Annotated in this window: 17 protein-coding genes, 1 tRNA gene and 1 pseudogene; 7 read left to right on the top strand and 12 right to left on the bottom strand. The window is 62.7% G+C overall.

The features are described from left to right. Nucleotides 1-3: 3 nt before the first annotated feature. The 7 genes from rimO to fabI all read right to left on the bottom strand — a co-directional run bounded on the left by rimO (nucleotide 4) and on the right by fabI (nucleotide 8,067). Nucleotides 4-1,389, bottom strand: coding sequence for a 30S ribosomal protein S12 methylthiotransferase RimO (gene rimO / locus ROE7235_RS05880; protein WP_183073345.1), 1,386 nt, complete (start codon nucleotides 1,387-1,389; stop codon nucleotides 4-6). Between the two features lie 43 nt (nucleotides 1,390-1,432). Next, a complete protein-coding gene (locus ROE7235_RS05875) occupies nucleotides 1,433-2,395 on the bottom strand; it encodes a class I SAM-dependent methyltransferase (RefSeq protein ID WP_121093735.1) in 963 nt (320 codons plus the stop codon). A 12-nt stretch (nucleotides 2,396-2,407) separates the two neighbouring features. Beyond that, nucleotides 2,408-3,934 carry an anthranilate synthase component I gene (gene trpE / locus ROE7235_RS05870; protein ID WP_121093734.1) on the bottom strand — a complete coding sequence of 509 codons (1,527 nt, stop codon included), beginning with the start codon at nucleotides 3,932-3,934 and terminating at the stop codon, nucleotides 2,408-2,410. A 3-nt stretch (nucleotides 3,935-3,937) separates the two neighbouring features. Further along, on the bottom strand, nucleotides 3,938-5,785 hold the full coding sequence (locus ROE7235_RS05865) for a SurA N-terminal domain-containing protein (RefSeq protein ID WP_121093733.1): 1,848 nt from the start codon (nucleotides 5,783-5,785) through the stop codon (nucleotides 3,938-3,940). A 100-nt stretch (nucleotides 5,786-5,885) separates the two neighbouring features. After that, entirely contained in the window at nucleotides 5,886-6,650 is a 765-nt protein-coding gene (locus tag ROE7235_RS05860; protein WP_121093732.1) for a MipA/OmpV family protein, read from the bottom strand. Nucleotides 6,651-6,738: 88 nt separating this feature from the next. Continuing rightward, nucleotides 6,739-7,242, bottom strand: coding sequence for a xanthine phosphoribosyltransferase (gene gpt, locus ROE7235_RS05855; RefSeq protein WP_121093731.1), 504 nt, complete (start codon nucleotides 7,240-7,242; stop codon nucleotides 6,739-6,741). Nucleotides 7,243-7,245: 3 nt separating this feature from the next. Continuing rightward, nucleotides 7,246-8,067 (bottom strand): enoyl-ACP reductase FabI, encoded by an 822-nt coding sequence (fabI, locus tag ROE7235_RS05850; RefSeq protein ID WP_121093730.1) that lies wholly within the window; start codon nucleotides 8,065-8,067, stop codon nucleotides 7,246-7,248. 195 nt (nucleotides 8,068-8,262) lie between these two features. Here fabI and pdxH point away from each other — a divergent pair, with 195 nt between their 5' ends. From pdxH to ROE7235_RS05830, 4 genes are all read left to right on the top strand, one after another. Next, nucleotides 8,263-8,868, top strand: coding sequence for a pyridoxamine 5'-phosphate oxidase (gene pdxH, locus ROE7235_RS05845; RefSeq protein WP_121093729.1), 606 nt, complete (start codon nucleotides 8,263-8,265; stop codon nucleotides 8,866-8,868). Nucleotides 8,869-8,957: 89 nt separating this feature from the next. Next, a complete protein-coding gene (locus ROE7235_RS05840; RefSeq protein WP_121093728.1) occupies nucleotides 8,958-9,485 on the top strand; it encodes a cold-shock protein in 528 nt (175 codons plus the stop codon). A 19-nt stretch (nucleotides 9,486-9,504) separates the two neighbouring features. Then, on the top strand, nucleotides 9,505-9,975 hold the full coding sequence (locus ROE7235_RS05835; protein WP_245963889.1) for a DUF192 domain-containing protein: 471 nt from the start codon (nucleotides 9,505-9,507) through the stop codon (nucleotides 9,973-9,975). Nucleotides 9,976-10,042: 67 nt separating this feature from the next. Continuing rightward, nucleotides 10,043-10,119: transfer RNA gene (locus tag ROE7235_RS05830), tRNA-Pro, on the top strand. Nucleotides 10,120-10,184: 65 nt separating this feature from the next. Here the strand turns inward: ROE7235_RS05830 and ROE7235_RS05825 are convergent. The 3 genes from ROE7235_RS05825 to ROE7235_RS05815 form a co-directional block, all read right to left on the bottom strand. Next, nucleotides 10,185-11,003 carry a transferrin-binding protein-like solute binding protein gene (locus tag ROE7235_RS05825; protein ID WP_121093726.1) on the bottom strand — a complete coding sequence of 273 codons (819 nt, stop codon included), beginning with the start codon at nucleotides 11,001-11,003 and terminating at the stop codon, nucleotides 10,185-10,187. Between the two features lie 116 nt (nucleotides 11,004-11,119). After that, nucleotides 11,120-13,000, bottom strand: coding sequence for an acyl-CoA synthetase (locus ROE7235_RS05820; RefSeq protein ID WP_121093725.1), 1,881 nt, complete (start codon nucleotides 12,998-13,000; stop codon nucleotides 11,120-11,122). Nucleotides 13,001-13,101: 101 nt separating this feature from the next. Then, nucleotides 13,102-14,319, bottom strand: coding sequence for an MFS transporter (locus ROE7235_RS05815; protein WP_121093724.1), 1,218 nt, complete (start codon nucleotides 14,317-14,319; stop codon nucleotides 13,102-13,104). A 48-nt stretch (nucleotides 14,320-14,367) separates the two neighbouring features. Between ROE7235_RS05815 and ROE7235_RS05810 the strand changes: the two genes are divergently transcribed. The 3 genes from ROE7235_RS05810 (at nucleotide 14,368) to ROE7235_RS05800 (ending at nucleotide 16,361) form a co-directional block, all read left to right on the top strand. Further along, a complete protein-coding gene (locus ROE7235_RS05810) occupies nucleotides 14,368-15,015 on the top strand; it encodes a DNA-3-methyladenine glycosylase family protein (protein WP_121093723.1) in 648 nt (215 codons plus the stop codon). After that, on the top strand, nucleotides 15,012-15,677 hold the full coding sequence (locus ROE7235_RS05805; RefSeq protein ID WP_121093722.1) for an alpha/beta hydrolase: 666 nt from the start codon (nucleotides 15,012-15,014) through the stop codon (nucleotides 15,675-15,677). The genes ROE7235_RS05810 and ROE7235_RS05805 overlap by 4 nt, the downstream gene beginning before the upstream one ends. 93 nt (nucleotides 15,678-15,770) lie before the next feature. Beyond that, nucleotides 15,771-16,361: a hypothetical protein gene (locus ROE7235_RS05800; protein ID WP_245963888.1), complete on the top strand. Its 591-nt coding sequence runs from the start codon at nucleotides 15,771-15,773 to the stop codon at nucleotides 16,359-16,361. A 5-nt stretch (nucleotides 16,362-16,366) separates the two neighbouring features. Here ROE7235_RS05800 and ROE7235_RS05795 read toward each other — a convergent pair whose 3' ends face one another. After that, nucleotides 16,367-17,287, bottom strand: a complete 921-nt coding sequence (locus tag ROE7235_RS05795) for a metal ABC transporter permease (RefSeq protein ID WP_370743484.1) — start codon at nucleotides 17,285-17,287, stop codon at nucleotides 16,367-16,369. 11 nt (nucleotides 17,288-17,298) lie between these two features. After that, nucleotides 17,299-18,201, bottom strand: a pseudogene (locus ROE7235_RS05790) (metal ABC transporter permease); the annotation flags it as partial.

Raw genomic sequence — 18,201 nt, 5'->3', positions numbered from 1 at the left:
ACCTCAGCTCGGCGCGTGCAGTTTGCCCCAAAGGTCATACTCGCCAGCCTCGTCCACCTCTACGGTGACAATATCGCCCGGCGTCAGCCCACCCGCGCCCTCGTCTATGAACAGGTTGCCGTCGATTTCCGGCGCATCCGCCTTGGTACGGCAGGTGGCAATGCCATCGCTGTCCACGTCATCGACAATCACCTGCATCACCTGTCCGACTTTGGCGGCCAGTTTCGCCTCTGAAATGGCTTGGGCCTTGTGCATGAAGCGCTCCCAGCGCTCGGCCTTGACCGCGTCGGGCACATGGTCGGGCAGGGCATTGGCGCGGGCACCGGCGACGTTTTCATATTGAAAACAGCCGACACGGTCCAACTGTGCTTCGTCCAGCCAATCCAGCAGGGTCTGGAATTCTTCTTCGGTCTCACCGGGATAGCCGACGATAAAGGTCGAGCGCAGCGCGATTTCGGGGCAGATGTCGCGCCATGCCGCGATATGGTCCAGCGTGCGTTCCCCATGGGCAGGGCGCGCCATGCGTTTCAGTGTATCGGGATGGGCGTGTTGAAACGGAATGTCCAAGTAAGGCAGCACCAGCCCATCGGCCATCAGCGGAATTAGATCACGCACATGCGGGTAGGGGTAGACGTAGTGCAACCGCACCCAAGCGCCCAAAGACCCAAGGTCGCGCGCCAGATCGGTGATATGCGCGCGGTGGCCCCTGTCTTCGCCATGTTTGATATCGACGCCATAGGCCGAGGTATCCTGGCTGATGACCAGCAATTCGCGCACGCCCGCCGCAACCAGTTTTTCAGCTTCCCGAACCACCGCATGGGCCGGACGGCTGACCAGCCGCCCGCGCATGTCGGGGATAATGCAGAACTTGCATTTGTGGTTACAGCCCTCTGAAATCTTGAGGTAACTGTAGTGCCGCGGTGTCAGGCTGACGCTGCTTTCCGGCAAAAGGTCTATGAACGGGTCGGGCTTGGGCGGCACGGCGCGGTGCACCGCATCCAGCACCTGTTCATACTGGTGCGGGCCGGTCACCGCCAGCACGCGCGGATGCGCGCCGGTGATGTAGTCGGGTTCCGCCCCCAGACAGCCGGTGACGATCACGCGGCCATTTTCGGTCAACGCCTCGCCAATCGCATCCAGGCTTTCGGCCTTGGCACTGTCCAGAAACCCGCAGGTGTTCACGATCACCGCATCCGCGCCCGTGTAATCGGGCGAAATCGCATACCCTTCGGCCCGCAGCCGCGTCAGGATGCGCTCGCTATCGACCAGTGCCTTGGGGCAGCCAAGGCTGACCATGCCGATGGTGGGCTGATCGGGACGGGGGGCGGCATCGCGCAGTTGCGCGCGCGGGGCGAGATCGGGGCGAAGCTGGGGCGGGTTCTGGGACATATCCGCCATATACGCGCGCGTGGCCCTTCGGAAAAGTGCTAAATCAGCGTGGTTTTTCCACGACCAGCACCGAATAGGTGATCGCGCCCATCGTGTCGCCAGAGCGCGGTCCGGCCCCTTCGATCATATATGGCCCAACCAGCCCGGCCACTGCGTTTCGGATCAGGTATTTCGGCATGACATGGCGCAACAGCCGGTATTTCCACGACCGGAAGAACCGCGCAGAGCGGTTGTGAAGATAGCGCAGCCCCGCGATAGAGGCATCGGTCAGGTCTTGCGAGCGCAGCACCACAAGCCCCGCACGGCGAAGCGCTGCGTCCCAGGCTTCGATGGTGTGAAACCCGTTGGTCACGGCCGTCGTCACCTCGAACAGGCGCGCGGCGGTCTGGACATCTTGGGGCGCTGCGGCGAAATCGGCGCGGCGAAATCCGTCATACATCACGAACCGCCCGCCCGGCGCCAGCGCGGCGGCGATCTGGTCTGCTACGGCATCCAGATCGGCGGCATAGCACAAGGTTTCAAAGCCGAACACGACATCTGCCCCGCGCAGATCCTCCGGAATCTCCGTATAGCTGCCCTGCCGAAAGCTGGCATTGGGCAGATGACCGGCATCGTTGCGCGCGGTGCTGACATGATGCGCCATCAGGTCAAGACCCGTGAAGGTCACCTGCCCATGATCCGGGGCCAGCGCGATGGTGTTGAACCCCATGCCGCTGCCCAATTCCAGAACACGGGTTGCCTGAACCTGCCGGATCTGGTCGGCCACTTCGCGGATTTGCGTGAAATACCCGTCGGCGGTGTAAACCCCGTCAGTGTTCAGCGCCATATGCATGCAGCCCTTCTCGGAATGCACGCGTTTATAGCCCGGCTCTGACTGCACATAATAGGGCGCGACAATGTCCTGCCCTTCGTCGGCCAGTATCGTGCCTATGCCGAACACGCGGTCGACATGGGCCAGTGCGTCGGGCAAGGGCATGGCGAACGGGGTTGTTTTGGCGTGCGGCATGGGCGGCTCTCGTTAGCCGTTGCCGCGCGCGAAACGCCCGGCTTCTTCGGCGGCACGCCTTAGCGCGCGGGATTTGTTGACGGTTTCCTCATATTCGGCCTGCGGGTCGCTGTCATACACCACGCCGCCACCGGCCTGAATATAGAGCGTCTCATCCTTCAAAACGGCGGTGCGCAGGCAGATGCACATATCCATCTCGCCATTGGCGGAAAAATACCCCGCGCCGCCGCCATAGACGCCGCGTTTCTCCGGCTCCAGCTCGTCAATGATCTGCATGGCCCGAACCTTCGGCGCGCCCGAAACGGTGCCTGCGGGCAGCCCCGCCAACAGCGCAGAGAGCGCGTCCTGACCGTCCGCCAATTCGCCCACCACGTTCGACACGATATGCATGACATGGCTGTAGCGCTCGATCACGAATTCCTCTGTCGGGCGCACAGTGCCAATGCGGGCCACGCGCCCGACATCGTTGCGGCCAAGGTCCAGCAGCATCAGATGCTCGGACAGTTCCTTTTCATCGGCCAGCAGGTCTTGCTCATGCGCGCGGTCTTCCTCGGGGGTCGCGCCACGGGGGCGCGTGCCCGCAATCGGCCGGATCGTCACCTCGCCATCGCGCAAGCGCACCAGAATTTCGGGGCTCGCGCCGATCACCTGAAACGGCCCTTCGGACAGGGCAAAGTCGAAATAGAACATGAAGGGCGAAGGGTTCATCCGCCGCAAGGACCGGTATAACGCGAATGGAGGTAGTTTGAACCGCTGCGACCAGCGCTGCGAGGGCACGACCTGAAAAATATCGCCTGCGCGGATGTAGTCCTTGGCGGTCTCGACCGCTGCCAGATAGTCATCCAGCGCGAAATTCGACACCGGCGCGCCAATGGGGGCATCGGTCTCTGTCAGCTCGCGCGGGGCGCTTGGCAGACCGCGTTCCAGATCGCGGACCGCATCCATCACCCGTTCGGCGGCTTGGGCATAGGCTGCGCGCGCGGGCAGACCGCCCGCGACCCATGCGGGCGAAACCACGATCACTTCGCCCTTCACCCCGTCCAGCACCGCCACGACAGAGGGGCGCAGCATCAGCGCATCGGGCGCACCGATCGGGTCGGGGTTCACATCGGGCAGGTGTTCGACCAGCCGGATCATGTCATAGCCCAGATAGCCGAACAAACCCGCGCAGGCGGCGGGCAGGTCTTCGGGAATATCCATGCGCGATTCCGCCAGAAGCGCGCGCAGGGCATCCAATGGCGGGGCCTGCTGCGCGTCCCATGCGTCGGGATCAAAGCGCGCCTGACGGTTCAGGCTGGCCTTGCCATCGCGGCATTGCCAAACCAGATCGGGCTTCATCCCGATGATGGAATAGCGCCCGCGCACCTCTCCGCCGGTGACGGATTCAAGGATAAAGCTATCACGCGCCGCCCCCGCCAGCTTCAGATATAGCGACACCGGCGTATCCAGATCAGCCGCCAAGCGCATATAGACAAGCTGGTTCTCACCGCGCGCCCATGCGGCCTCGAATTGCTCGAAATCGGGGGTCAGCCGGGCCATCGGTCAGAAGCTCTGCTGAACCGCGTCAATCATCGGCTGATTGATCTGGATCTGCATGTTCTGACGCAATGCGGACCCGAAATAGCCGAACAGGTCTTGCGTATAGCTTTGTGTGATCTGCGTTTCCAGCGCGCTGCGAATTTGCTGGGTGCTGTCTTCGTCCGGGGCGGGGGCGGCCACGTCGTGCAGTTGCACCAGATAGACCTGCGCACCATTCGCCACGGTGTCCAGCGCGCCTGTGTTCAGTTCGAATGCACGGGTCAGAACGGCGCGCGGCAGGTCGGGCACGGGGTCAGAGCGCGACAGATCGGCAAACCGCAGGCTATCAAGGCCGAGGGCGTCAATCGCGGTCCCCGAATTGACCTCTGCGATCAGGTCATCCGCCTGTGCCTGTAGCCGCGACTGGATTTCCTCGGTCTGCCAGTCGCGCACGACCTGCGTGCGAATCTCGTCCAGCGGGCGCGGGGCGGCCGGGATCTCTTCGACCAATTCCAGCGCGAACATGCCGCCATCTTCAAGGATGGTGATTTCTGCGAAATCCCCGGCTTCGACGGCGCGGGCGGCGTCGCGAAATTCCTCGTAGGCCGCAATGCCGCTTTGGGTGTCGGGGCGCCAGTCAATCTGGCCCGCCTGCATCTCTGTTTCGTCGGCCAGTTGCGTGACGGTGGCTCCGCCTGCGAGCAGATCTTCATAGAGATCAAGGTTATCCCCCAATATCCGGCGGGCGCGGTCCAGCGCGACCTCGTCGCGCAATTCCTCGCGGGCGTCCTCAAACGGGGTTTCGCGCGCAGCCAGAATGGCGTTCATCCGAAAGATCGCGGGGCCAAGACTGGTCTCGACCGGTCCGGCCATGCCGGGCTCTGACAGCGCGAAAACGGCATTCCCGGCGGCGTCAAGCGCGTCTTGGGTCACGTCGCCCAGATCGGTATCTTCCAGCGACAGGCCGCGCGCCTCGACGACCTCTTCAAAGGTAGTCTCTCCGGCATTGATGCGCGCAATCGCGTCCTCGGCGGCGGTCATGTCGGGCATGATCAGCCGCTCTACAAGGCGGCGTTCTGGCTGGCGGTATTGGGCGCTGCGGGCTTCGTAAGCCTCGCGCAACTCATCCTCGTCCACCTCCAGCGTATCCAGCAGCATTTCCGGTGTGATCCATGCGTAGTCCAACCGTTTCCCGGCGGGCAGGGTGTAGCGGTCCAGATTGTCCTCGTAATACGCGGTCAGCGCGCCGTCATCGGGCTGGCCGACAGGGGTTTCAAGGTCATCCGGTCCTAGCGTGACCATGGTGAAATCGCGGGTTTGCGCCTGATAGTTCAACAAAGGGTCCACCAGCCCATCTGGAGCGCTGGCACCGCCGACGGCGGCCAGTTGCAGGATGGACCGGGCGATTTCCTCGCGGATAGAGGTTTCGAATTCCGATTCCGACAGCCCCGCATTTTCCAGTGCGAAGCGGTAGGATTCGCGGTCGAAGCCGCCATTCAACCCCTGAAAATTCGGGATGGCCAGAATTTCGGCCTGCACTGTCGGATCACCCACCGAGACGCCAAGCCGCTCTGCTTCGGTGTCGAGCGCCGCACGGTCGATCAGTTGTTCCAGCGCGCGCTGGTCCAAACCGAACAGGCGTGCCTGTTCCATCGTGACAGGCTGGCCAAGCTGGCCCTGCAACGCCTGCATATCGTTGCGCAGCGTGCGGGCGTATTCATCGGCGGTGATGTCGCGGCTGCCCACTGTGCCGATTGTTTGGCGCGCGGTGCCAAACCCTTCGACCCCGAACCCCAACAGGCTGAGTGCCAGCAGGCCCATTAGCAAACCGGCCCCAAGTTTCTTACCTGTGGAATTCTTGTTCGATGACATGCGGCCACTCTCGTTCAGCAGGGGAAAGACGTTTCCGACTGTCTAGAGAATGCGTCGGGCGGGGGCAAGCGTTGCCCGTACCGGGATGCGGGCCAAGCCCTCAGAATCGCAAGTTGAAATGCCGCGTCAGCCCGATTTCGGCACTGATCTGGTCGCGGCTGCCTTGTTGGGTGATCGGCGATTGCGCGGCATCCCCGCGCAGGCGGTCATAGCGCAACAGGCCGGTTATGCCCCATGTGTCGCCCAGCGGCTGGTAGGCACCCAGTTCCAGACCGACGGAATAGACGCCCCCCGAAGCCGTGAAAGCCCCCAAGCCAGAGGCCAGTGATTCTGCGCCCGTGACCCCGAAATAGCTGTTGGTAAATTGGCTGGAGCCGAATTCGGCGCGCGGCCCGCCATGCAGCACCAAGCCGCTATCGGTGCGGTAAATCAGGTTTGCGCCCGCCTCTGCGGTCAGCCCCTTGTGCCCGACCGCGCCGTAGCGCAGGTCGGCATAGACCTGCCACAGATCCGCCGTGTAATGCAGGCCAAGGCCCAATTCCAGCGCCGCGTCCACATCGTTCAGGCCCGCAAGTTCGTTCCGCCCTTCACGTTCCGGAATATAGCGGAACGCGCCACGCAGCCCGGCACCGGGCGCAAACAGCATAGGCGCATCTGGATCGCCCAGTTCAACGCCGCCAAACCGTAGACCGCCAAACCCGAAGCCGAAAGTGGGCGTCGTGCTTGTACCACTGGCACCGAAATAGCTGGGCGCAACCCGTGCGCCGCCCGTCAGCGAAAAGGCCAGAGCAGAGTCTTGCGCCGCAGCAGGCGCGGCGGAGGCGAACGCAGCGAACGCGATGGCGATATGGCGCATGACAGGCATAGATTGGCTTTCTGCGAAATTGCTACCCACGACAGTTGGCCGCAATCCTCGCGGAGTCTAGTCACATAAGGTTTACGAAGCTTGAATCTTAGGTTCCGCGATAGGGTTCGACATATTGCAGCGCCATGTCCCACGGAAAGAAAATCCATGTGTCCTGGCTGACCTCGGTGATGAAGCTGTCGACCATCTCGCGCCCTTGCGGCTTGGCGTAGACGGTGGCGAAATGCGCTTTGGGGAACATGCGGCGGACCAGTTCCAGCGTTTTGCCCGTATCGACAAGATCGTCGATAATCAAGATACCCTCGCCGTCATCGCCCATGATCCCGGCTTGCGGGGCTTTCAGCACCGTGGCCTCTGCCTGCGTCTGATGATCGTAGGATTTCACGCTGATCGTATCGACCACGCGGATGTCCAGTTCGCGGGCGATGATCATGGCCGGGGCCAGCCCGCCGCGTGTGATCGCAACCACTGCGCGCCAGTCGCCGCCATCGGGGCCATGCTTGTCCAGCCGCCACGCCAGCGCGCGGCTGTCGCGGTGGATCTGGTCCCAGCTGATGTGAAAGCCTTTTTCATGCGGCAGGCGGTCATTCATGGCTCAGGCGTCCTTCTTGCCGGTGACAACGTCGATATCGGGCGCGTCCACGGCTTTCATGCCCACGACATGGTAGCCCGCATCGACATGCAGGTTCTCGCCCGTGGTGCCGGTGCCAAGGTCCGACAGCAGGTAGACCGCAGCCTTGCCGACCTCATCTTGCGTGACGTTGCGGCGCAGCGGAGAGTTCAGCTCGTTCCATTTCATGATATAGCGGAAATCCCCGATGCCAGAGGCCGCGAGCGTCTTGATCGGCCCGGCACTGATGGCGTTGCAGCGGATGCCGTCTTTACCAAGGTCTTCGGCGATATACTTTACCGACGCTTCCAAGGCCGCTTTCGCCACCCCCATGACGTTGTAATGCGGCATGACCTGTTCGGCGCCGTAATAGGTCATGGTCAGCAAGCTGCCGCCCTCGGGCATCAGCTTGGCCGCGCGCTGGCACACGGCGGTGAAGGAATAGACCGAGATGTCCATCGTCATGTTGAAATTGTCGCGGCTGGTATCGACATAGCGTCCGCGCAATTCGGCCTTGTCCGAAAACCCTATGGCATGGACGACGAAATCAATCGTGCCCCACTGCGCCTCCAGAGCGGCGAACAATCCGTCGACGGAGTCCATGTCGGTCACGTCGCATTCAAACAGATGCGCTGTGCCCAGGCTTTCAGCCAACGGCAACACGCGTTTCTTCAGGGCCTCGCCTTGGTAACTGAAGGCCAGTTCGGCCCCGTGCTGGCCCAGGGCCTTGGCAATGCCCCATGCGATGGACTTGTCATTGGCGACGCCCATAATAAGGCCACGTTTGCCGCTCATCAAAAGGGACATGATCTTGCTCCTAAACCCGTTGCACATGGTTTAGGCTATCGGCCCGAACGCTGCAAGCGACTGCACGCAGGAACATCTGGTCGCGGCGCTGCGCTTGCATCATCTGACTTTAATGATACATATTATTTTCAACCGGGTCGCTGCGCACGCATTGCTTTAGTTGACCTTTGAAACACACGCGAAAGTGGTAGACGAGTGACCGAACGGGACGGCATATTTGCCGGAAATAGTCCATTCGAGATTGCGCGGAGATGGCTGGCAGAGGCGGAACCGCTGGAACCGAATGATCCAAACGCAATCGCGCTGGCCACCGTGGACGCGGATGGTCTGCCAAACGCGCGGATGGTGTTGTTGAAGGACATTCTGGACGACTCTTTCGTGTTCTACACCAACTACACCAGCGCCAAGGGCCAAGAAATCAGCGCCAGCGGATCGGCAGCATTTGTCCTGCACTGGAAATCGCTGCGCCGCCAGATCCGCGTGCGTGGTCAGGCGACGCGCTTTGAGGGGCCCGAAGCGGATGCCTATTACGCGTCCCGCTCTCTGAAAAGCAGGCTCGGAGCATGGTCCTCTCCGCAATCGCAGCCGATCGCCTCGCGCGCCAGCTTGATGGCAGAGGTTGCGCGACAGACGGCAAAGCACGGCACGAACCCGCCACGCCCCCCATTCTGGGGGGGTGTGCGCATTGTGCCGAGCGAAGTAGAGTTCTGGGCAGATGGTGCTTTTCGCTTGCATGACCGCTTTCAATGGCGCAGAGCGGATCCCGCCGCCGACTGGGCGATCACACGGCTTGCTCCCTAGCGGGACGTGCACGGGTTTGTACTGGCCAAAGTTCCGGCTATCTCACAAAATTGCGCCACAGAGCGCCACGAAGACGAGCGAGAGACAGCATGGCATCTGACTATGATCCAGACCAAAAGGTTCAGGGAACCGTGAAGTGGTTCGACCCGTCCAAGGGGTTTGGGTTTATTGTGGCCGAAGATGACGGGCCCGATATTTTGTTACACGCCAATGCGTTGCGCAATTTCGGACTGAGCTCTGTTTGCGATAATGCGCGCATGACCGTCACCGTGCAGCGCACCGCGCGCGGGTTGCAGGTCACAGAGGTGTTCGCTGTGTTGCCGCCTGTGGACAGCGTTGGGCAATCCGATGACCCCGACAGCGCGACGCCGGAAATAGACCGTTCCGTTCCGTTGCAGGCCGCGCGAGTCAAATGGTTCGACAAGGTCAAGGGCTTTGGTTTTGCCAATTGCTTCGGCAAGCCCGAAGATGTCTTTGTCCATATGGAAACCCTGCGCCGGGCCGGTCTGGCAGAGTTGATGCCGGGTGAAGCTATCGCCATTCGTGTGGTCGATGGCGAACGCGGTCGTATGGCGGTGGTCATTGAACCGTGGGAGGTCGCGCTGCATGAAAGCTAGGCTTTGGGGCAGGGCGGTCATGGCCGCTGGTGCCATGGTGGCGGTCTTTGCGGCGCAGGCCGGCGCGCAATGCGCGCCCGACCGCGTGGACCTGCGTGGCCCGTGGGGGCAGGCGCGGTTTTCGGTCGAAGTGGTCGACACGCCTGCTACCCGTGCCCAAGGCTTGATGAATCGTGAAAGCCTGCCGCGCTCTGCGGGAATGCTGTTCATCTATGAGGCGCCGACCAATGCCTCTTTCTGGATGCGAAACACGCTCATCCCTCTGGATATGCTGTTTGTCGAGCCCGATGGCGAGATCACGCATATACACCATAACGCGCGCCCTTTGGACGAAACGCCGATCCCCGGCGGAGATAACGTGTTGATGGTGTTGGAAATCAACGGCGGGCTGTCCCAGACTTTCGGCATCGAAACGGGCAGCACGCTGCGTCACCCGCGGCTGGATCAAGACGAGGCGCTTTGGCCTTGCCCGCCTGCCGCCAGCGAATGAAAGAAATCAGCGCGGGCGGCGAATTCGCTCTTTCCTCTGCTGGCAGGGCCGAGTAAAGCAACCTTGTCGGGGCGTGGCGCAGCCTGGTAGCGCGACGGTTTTGGGTACCGTAGGTCGTAGGTTCGAATCCTATCGCCCCGACCATCTTTCAAATTTGCAGACTTGGGATGCGCCGGGCCGACTGATCGGCCACGGCGCGCAATTTTGGATCAGTTCAGGCAGTCGGCGCTGTTGCCGTGGCAGGTCAGGAACAACCCGCTCATGCCGCCCGCGGCATTGCCGAAGTTGAAGATGCCAGCCGCTTCATTTGCATTTGGCCCGTAAAACGCGCCGTGAATGTCGCCGCCAGCCTCTGCCCCCTGAAACAGGATCAACGTATCATCGGTCGAGGTGAACTCGCCATTTGTGGCGTTTATGGTGATGTTGTTGAAGCTTGCGGTGATGCCGGTGCCGCCTTCGGTCGCGCCGTCGATTGCGCCCGACAACTGGCCGGTGTTGAAATCGGCGATCAATTGCGCGCTACCCGACATCAGACCGGATTCGCCGCTTTCCAGCCCGTATCCGGCCTGAAACGCGCCCGTATAGCTTGCTTGCGCTGCGGGCAATGTCGGGGTGATGCTGGACGTTTCCGGCAAAGCCGCATGCACAAGCTGGTTGTTGCTGACCAAAACGCCATCGACCATTTGCAAAACGGCGAAGTTGCCGACAAAGGCGTAGCTTCCGGCCAATCGCTGGACCAAGGTGCCATCCGCGCTGGTGCCCGCTGGGCCGCCGACGACCTGACAGCGCCCCATGGTTTGGTCTTCGCACAGAACCGTCATGCCGGACATCTCGCCTTCGGTCATGTTCAGAACGATGCGCCCATCCGAGTTACGGGATACATCCGCGCGCGACGCGCTGACATTTCCACTGGTGCCCAGTGTGAAACTGTTGGGCGGGTCGATCTGTGCTGTTCCGCCGCCGCCACCGCAAGCGGCCAGAACGCCAACGGACAATACCGCGCCTGCGGTTTTTGCGTGCCTGCTCATTATCTGCCTCGATCAGTTCTTTGTTTTGACACAAGAATCCAACCGTGCCCCCGTCTTGTCAAGCGATCAGGCGGGCGCGCATGGGCGATGAGTCGGCGAATGTGGCGCGAAAGACTCTATTTCGGGTCAAACGCGACGGTAAACCTGTCCATCAGGGCGGCAAGCCGCGGGTCTGCGGCATCGGGCCCCGCAATCTGCGCCACAAGTCCGCGTTTCTTGTCCTCGACAACCTCTGATACATGGGCATCCAGCTCCGCGCCGGACAGCGCGCCATCCAGAACCCGGGTGATCGCGCGTTTGCGCAGATCGGGTTTGAAAACCTTGCCGACGGCGGTTTTGGGCAGCTCATCCAGCACTTCGATATGTTTGGGAATGGCCGCACGTTCCGAAATGCGGGGTGTCGCATGGGCCAGCAGGTCGCTGGCGCTGGCTTCTGCCCCGTCCACCAGTTCGACATAGGCGCAGGGCATTTCGCCCGCCACAGGGTCGGGCTGGCCGATTGCACCGGCAAAGGCGACGGCGGGATGGGTCAGCAGCGCTTCTTCAATCTCTGCGGGGTCAATGTTGTGGCCGCCGCGAATGATCAGGTCTTTCGCGCGTCCCGTGATCCACAAGTAACCGTCGGCGTCGATGCGCCCCAGATCGCCCGTGCGCAAAAAGCGGTCATGCGCGAACAGGTCGTGGTTCTTGTCGGCCTCTGTATAGGTGGACCGTTCGAACACGCCGGGCGAGGAAATGCAGATCTCGCCCACCTCGTCGGTTGCACATTCGCTGAAACCATCCGGTCCGGCGCGCAGGATCTTCACCTCTGTATAAGGCAGCGGGATGCCGACAGAGCCGACCTTTTTCAGCCCGTCCACCGGGTTGCAGGACACAAGGCATGTGGCCTCTGTCAGCCCGTAGCCTTCGGAAATCTGCACACCTGTCGCCTCTTCGAACCGGCGATACAGCTCCTTTGGCAGCGGCGCGGACCCGGATATCCCGGTGCGCAAGCTCGACACATCCGCATCGACCGGGCGCTGCATCAGCGCCGAGAGCGCCGTGGGCACGGTGATCATGAAGGTCACGCCCCAGCGTTCGATCAGTTTCCAGAAATTGTCGAACACGCCCTCGCCGCGGTAGCCTTGCGGGGTCGGAAAGACCACATGCGCGCCGGACATGATGCAACACATCAGGATCGGGTAGGCGGCAAAGACATGGAATAGCGGCAAGGGGCAGAGCAGCACATCCTTTTCGGTGAACAACAACTCCGCACCCAGCCATCCATTGTAGATCATGCCGCCAAAGCGGTGCTGCGCCACTTTCGGTGTGCCGGTTGTGCCGCCGGTGTGGAAAAAGGCTGCCACGCGGTCGGCATCGGGCGCGGCGAAGGATAGCGCCTTGCTGCATTCGAACATCGCGGCGTGGAAATCCTGCACCTTGGCGTGGTGATGCACCGTCACCTTGGGACGGATGAACGGCACGATCCAGCTTTTGGGCGGTGACAGGTGGCGCAGCAGATCCACTTCCAGAACATGTTTCACATCGGGGGCATGGGCGACCGCCTCTGCCACTTTCTGCGCGACATCGGTTTTCGGAAACGCCTTGAGCGTGACCACCACTTTCGCGCCCGTTTCTCGCAGGATGGCAGAGATCTTGTCCGGCTCCAGCAAGGGGTTGATGGGGTTCACGCGCCCCACGGTCATGCCGCCCAACAGCGCGATCGCCGTGTCGTTCAGCGTGGGCAGGACATAGGCGACCGTGTCATCCTCTTGCACGCCAAGGCTGCGAAACAAGTTCGCTGCCTGCGTGACGCGGTTGTGAAGCTGCGACCATGTGTAGGTTTCGGCCTTGGCCTTTGGGTCAGAGAATAGCTGAAACGAGATCGCCGGGCGGTCCCCGAAGCGGTCGCGCGCGCGGGTCAGCGCGTCATAGACCGACACAGGCAAGTCGCGCGTATCCCATGTGCTTTCGGCCTCGACCGTGCGCACATCCTCGGGTGATCTGAAATCCCGCATGCCTTCCCCCTCCCGTTCCGGCGTTTTTGTAGCGCACAGAAAAGCACCGGCACGGAGGGCGCGCAAGTGAAACAGGTATATCACGTTGCGTCAGGCGGGTTTCAGGCGTCCTTGGGGCGTGCCGCAAGCCAGATCAGCGCAGACCCCGCCAGCACCAGAAACGGCACCATCGCCATGTTGACCAGTTGCCATCCGGTTTGCGTGGTCCCGCCAGAGCAATTCATCAGGCTGCCCGAACTGAGCGAGGCCAGAAACACGCCGCCGAACACGATCATGTCGTTCAACCCCTGAACGCGCCCACGCTCTTCCACCGAATAGGCAGCGGTCAGCATTGTGGTTGCACCGATAAAGCCGAAATTCCAGCCAATCCCCAGCAGGATCAGGGCGATGTAGAACTGCTCCAGCTCTACCCCCGACATGGCAACTGCGCCCGCCAGTGCCAGGATGACCAGTCCCGCCGCCACGATAACCCGCGAGCCGAACCGCGCGATCAGATGGCCGGTAAAGAATGACGGCGCATACATCGCCAGAACATGCGCAGAGACGATATTGGCCGCGTCGCCGGTTTCAAACCCGCAGCCGACCACCGCCAAAGGGGTAGAGGTCATGACAAGGTTCATCAGTGCATACGACACCGTGCCACAGATGATCGCGACCGCGATCACCGGGCTGGACAGCAATTCGCGCACAGGGCGGCCAGAAAAGGCGCCCTCTTCGGCTTTGGGGGGTGTCGGGATGTCCAGAAACCCCAGCAGCGCCGCGCCCGCGACGTTCAGCACGATGACCGCCAGATAGGTGCCCAGAAAGGGGATCGCCATGGAATCGGAGGTGGCCGAAACCAGTTGAGGCCCGAAGATCGCTGAAAACAACCCGCCCGCCATAACATAGGAAATCGCCTTGGGGCGGAATTCCGGGGTGGCGGTGTCTGTCGCGGCAAAGCGGTAGAACCCGTTGGCGGACATGTAGACGCCCGACAGCAAGCTGCCGGCCAGAAAGATCAGGAACGCCCCCTGATACAACCCATACGCCGCCAGCATCGCGCCCGCCGCACCGCAGGCACAAGCCAGCCAGAACCCGGCGCGCCGACCGTAGGCTTGCATAATGCCCGCAAGCGGCGTCGCGGCCAGCATGGACCCGAGCACGATCATCGAAATGGGCAGCGTGGCCCAACACGGGTTGGGAGCCAGCATCTGCCCTGCAAGCCCGCCGATGATGAACATGACCGGCAGTTGCGCCCCGACCACGGCCTGCGCGGCCACAAGCACGAGGACGTTGCGTTTTGCGCGGGCATTGGCGGGGGTTGCAATCGTATCTGTCATGCGCGCAGGATTAGCGCGGCTCTGGCCCGTTTGGAAGAGGTGTTTTACATGTGCAATGAACCGGCGCCGATTGGCCGCATCCTGACCACAGAGGATTGCATGGCCGAAGGGGCGGAATGGCTGGCCGCGCGCGAGCCGCGTTTTGCCCATGCGTTGGCGCTGACAGGCACTCCGCCGCTGCGGCGCAGGCCCGAGGGGTTCGCGCATCTCTTGGGGGCGATCATTGGCCAGCAGGTCAGCACCCATGCCGCGCGCGCCATCTGGGAGCGGATGGAGGCGGCGGGCCTGACCACGCCAGAGGCCGTTCTGGCCTCCGATGACGAGACGTTGCGCGCCCCCGGCCTGTCGCGCCAGAAAATCCGCTATGCAAGGGCGCTGGCAGAGGCGGGGATCGATTTTGACGCGCTGCGCCACGCGCCCGATGCCGAGGTGACGGCGACCTTGGTGCAAGTCACCGGCATTGGCCGCTGGACCGCCGAGATCTACGCGATGTTCAGCCTTGGCCGCGCCGATGTCTTCGCGCCCAACGATCTGGCGCTGCAAGAATCCGCGCGCCGCCTGTTCGAGTTGCCCGACCGCCCGCGAGAGGCCCCCATGCGCCGCATGGCCGAGGCGTGGTCGCCGTGGCGCACGGTTGCGGCGGGGCTATTGTGGGCCTATTACCGGGTGGAAACCGACAGGGAAGGCGTCATATGACACGGGTATTGCAATCGGAAAAGCGCGGACCGGCAAACGGGGGCAAAGCAAGCTCTGCGGTGGTGTTCGTGCATGGCTATGGCGCGGATGGGTCCGACCTGTTGGGGCTGGCCGATCCGTTGGGGCCACACATGCCGAATACTGTGTTCTACGCGCCCGACGCGCCAGAGCGCAGCGCCGCAAACCCCATGGGGTTCCAATGGTTCCCGATCCCGTGGATCGACGGCTCATCCGAAGAGCAGGCGCGCGCGGGGCTTGTCGCGGCTGCGGAGGATTTCAACGCCTTTCTGGACGGTATTCTGGAAACCGAGGGGCTTGCCCCCGAGGCGCTGGCGCTGGTTGGTTTCTCCCAAGGCACGATGCTAAGCCTGCATGTCGCGCCACGCCGCGCCGCGCCCGTAGCGGCCATTGTCGGTTTTTCGGGCCGTTTGCTTGCGCCAGAGTTGCTAGAGGCCGAAACCGTCAGCCGCCCGCCAGTGTTGCTGGTCCATGGCGATCAGGACGACGTGGTGCCGGTTGCCTCTTTGCCCGAGGCCGCCGACGCGCTGGTCGCCGAAGGGTTCGAGACCTACAGCCACATTTCCAAAGGCACGGCGCATGGCATCGCGCATGACGGGCTGTCACTGGCTTTGTCGTTTCTGCGCGACAAACTGCCGAGCTAGCGCGCTGCCCGCACAATCGTGTGACGGCCATAGATTGCGCGTGTCCCAGCCCCAAAGCCGTGCAATATGGCGACATGTGAGTGGAAGAGAGACATGCATCTGAAACAGGCCGTGATCGCCGGTGTTCTGCTTGGAGCAGGCGCGCTTGGAGCGGCCTTTTACCTGTCCGACCACCGCGCCATTGCGCAGATGATAGGGCATGGCGGAATCCATGCGCATAGGCACGGAGCGGACGGCACCGGCCATGACGAGGCGGCCATGCCCGGTTTGCGCGGCCTTGATGCGACGGAGCTGGAAAGCGAAGAACTCGCAGTGATGTTCCGCAACTTCCAGACCCTGCGCCGCGAGGTCGACCTGCTTCCCAATGGAATTCGCACCGTCACAAGCGCGACCGATCCCGATGTGATGGCCGCTCTTATCAGCCATGTTGTCGGCATGATCGCGTGGGTGGAAGAGGGGCGCGATCCGCAGATCGCTATCCAAAGCCGGACGCTAGACATTTTCTTCGAACGTCCCGACGCGATCGAGACAGAGATCGAGATGACAGAGGCAGGAATCGTCGTGGTGCAGACCTCTGACGATCCCGAAATGGTGGCAGCTTTGCATGTCCATGCGGCCGAGGTCAGCGACATGGCCGAGCGCGGCATGCAAGCGGTGCATGAAAAGATGATGCAGGGCGGCTGATCCGGTCAGATTGCCTGTGCGCCCTTGCGGCACGGTCCGAGCAGCGCCGCCAGCCCAAGAATTATGCCTGACACCACGGCAATCATGCCGGCGGCGGACACCGCGTGCTGCCCGCCCAGCCAGAGTGGGCCGTAGCCTGCCAGCACATAGCCGAAGATGGCCGAGAGCGCGGCGAATAGCAGCGACCAGCAGACTTGGGATGTCAGAGAGTTGGTCATCAACCGTGCCGCGGCGGGCGGGCAGATGAACATGGCGATGACCAGAATGGACCCCACCGCCTGAAACGCGGCCACGGCGGCAAGGGCGGCGGCAATCACCAACCCAAAGCCCAAAGCGCCCGTGGGAATGCCCAGCGACTGCGCGAAGCCTTCGTCAAAGGTCGCAATTTTCAGCCAGCGCCAGAAGGCCAGCACCAGACCAGTGATAACCGCGCAAGCCAGCGCCATGCGCGTCAATTCGGGGGGCAGGGTGGCCAGTGCCGCAGGGTCGGTCAGTGACGCCCAGCCAGACGCGCGCAGCCAGATCAACTGTTCAAGATTGCCCATCAGCGCATGTTCCACGTCCAGATGCACCTGCGCGCTTCCGGTTTGTTCCAGCAAAAGCACGCCGGCGGCGAACATGGTTGTGAACACAACGCCCATCGCAGCGCCCGGTTCGACCCTGCCAAAGCGGCGGATCGCCTCTATCAGTACCACGGCGACAAGGGCCGCGCCTGCCGCGCCAAGCCCCATCGGTCCCGCCGCGATCGTGCCGCTGACCAGAAAGCCCACGACGATGCCGGGCAAGACGACATGGCTGATTGCGTCGCCGATCAGGGCCTGTCGGCGCAGGATCAGGAAGTTGCCGGGCAGGGCGCAGGCCATGGCCGCAAACATCCCGATCAGGATGGGGGTCAGCGAGAATTGAACGAATTCCGCCCCCATTATTCGCCCCTTTGCATCTGGCGGCGCAGCCTCGCATGGCGCAGCGCCCCGCCCAGGATGCCGCGCGCGGGGGCAAACAGCATCGACAATGTGAACCCCGCCGCCAGAACCAGCACGATGATCGGGCCGGTGGGCAGGGCGGGCGCGGTGGCCGAGATGGCCGCCCCAAGATAGGCACCCGCCCCGCCGATACCGCCCGCAACCCAGACCATGACGCCGGTGCGTTCGGTCCAGAAGCGGGCGGCGGCGGGCGGGATGATCAGCAGCGCCACGATCAGCACAAGCCCGACCAGCTTCAGCCCGATGACCGTGACCGCTGTTGCCAGACCCATCATCGCAAGGTCAATCGCGCGCGTGTTATAGCCAAGCGTGGCGGCATAGGCGGGGTCAAACGCCACCAGCGTCATGGGGCGGCGCATAAGCCAGCACAACGCCAGCACCACCGCGCCGCCAAGCGCAATCAGGATCGCATCCTCGCGCAGCATCCCTGCGGTGGACCCCAGCAAAAACCCTTCCAGCCCGGCCTGACGCCCGGCCTGCATGGTCTGCACCAGTGTCAGCAACACCACGCCCGCGCCGAAAAACACGCCCAGAACCGCGCCGATGGCGGCATCTTCGGCCAGCCGGGTGCGCTTGGTGATCCATGTCATGGCCAGCAGGCCCACGCCGCCGCTTAGGGCCGCACCCAGCAACAGCCCCGCCAGCGACCGGCCCGCACCGCCAAAGGCCACCATCACCATGAAGGCCAGAACAATGCCCGGCAACGCAGCATGCGCGACCGCGTCCGACACAAGTGCCCGCTTGCGCAACAGCAAGAAGCTGCCCGACGCTCCGGCGGCCACACCAAGCAGCGCCGCACCTGTGGCGACCAGCGCGGCGTTATAGCCCGCTTGCAAAGTCAGCGCATCCAGAACCAG

This window comes from Roseinatronobacter ekhonensis (assembly GCF_900499075.1).
GTDB classification, from domain to species: Bacteria; Pseudomonadota; Alphaproteobacteria; order Rhodobacterales; family Rhodobacteraceae; genus Roseinatronobacter; species Roseinatronobacter ekhonensis.
This window is presented reverse-complemented; position numbering and strand designations above follow the sequence as displayed.

Excerpts from the sequence above, each read along its gene's own strand:
- rimO (WP_183073345.1), bottom strand. The coding sequence starts at position 1,389 with ATGTCCCAGAACCCGCCCCAGCTTCGCCCCGATCTCGCCCCGCGCGCG.
- fabI (WP_121093730.1), bottom strand. The coding sequence starts at position 8,067 with ATGTCCCTTTTGATGAGCGGCAAACGTGGCCTTATTATGGGCGTCGCC.
- ROE7235_RS05800 (WP_245963888.1), top strand. The coding sequence starts at position 15,771 with ATGCATCTGAAACAGGCCGTGATCGCCGGTGTTCTGCTTGGAGCAGGC.
- ROE7235_RS05810 (WP_121093723.1), top strand. The coding sequence starts at position 14,368 with ATGTGCAATGAACCGGCGCCGATTGGCCGCATCCTGACCACAGAGGAT.
- ROE7235_RS05840 (WP_121093728.1), top strand. The coding sequence starts at position 8,958 with ATGGCATCTGACTATGATCCAGACCAAAAGGTTCAGGGAACCGTGAAG.
- ROE7235_RS05820 (WP_121093725.1), bottom strand. The coding sequence starts at position 13,000 with ATGCGGGATTTCAGATCACCCGAGGATGTGCGCACGGTCGAGGCCGAA.
- ROE7235_RS05825 (WP_121093726.1), bottom strand. The coding sequence starts at position 11,003 with ATGAGCAGGCACGCAAAAACCGCAGGCGCGGTATTGTCCGTTGGCGTT.
- ROE7235_RS05865 (WP_121093733.1), bottom strand. The coding sequence starts at position 5,785 with ATGTCATCGAACAAGAATTCCACAGGTAAGAAACTTGGGGCCGGTTTG.
- ROE7235_RS05815 (WP_121093724.1), bottom strand. The coding sequence starts at position 14,319 with ATGACAGATACGATTGCAACCCCCGCCAATGCCCGCGCAAAACGCAAC.
- ROE7235_RS05875 (WP_121093735.1), bottom strand. The coding sequence starts at position 2,395 with ATGCCGCACGCCAAAACAACCCCGTTCGCCATGCCCTTGCCCGACGCA.
- ROE7235_RS05805 (WP_121093722.1), top strand. The coding sequence starts at position 15,012 with ATGACACGGGTATTGCAATCGGAAAAGCGCGGACCGGCAAACGGGGGC.
- gpt (WP_121093731.1), bottom strand. The coding sequence starts at position 7,242 with ATGAATGACCGCCTGCCGCATGAAAAAGGCTTTCACATCAGCTGGGAC.
- ROE7235_RS05860 (WP_121093732.1), bottom strand. The coding sequence starts at position 6,650 with ATGCCTGTCATGCGCCATATCGCCATCGCGTTCGCTGCGTTCGCCTCC.
- trpE (WP_121093734.1), bottom strand. The coding sequence starts at position 3,934 with ATGGCCCGGCTGACCCCCGATTTCGAGCAATTCGAGGCCGCATGGGCG.
- ROE7235_RS05835 (WP_245963889.1), top strand. The coding sequence starts at position 9,505 with ATGGCCGCTGGTGCCATGGTGGCGGTCTTTGCGGCGCAGGCCGGCGCG.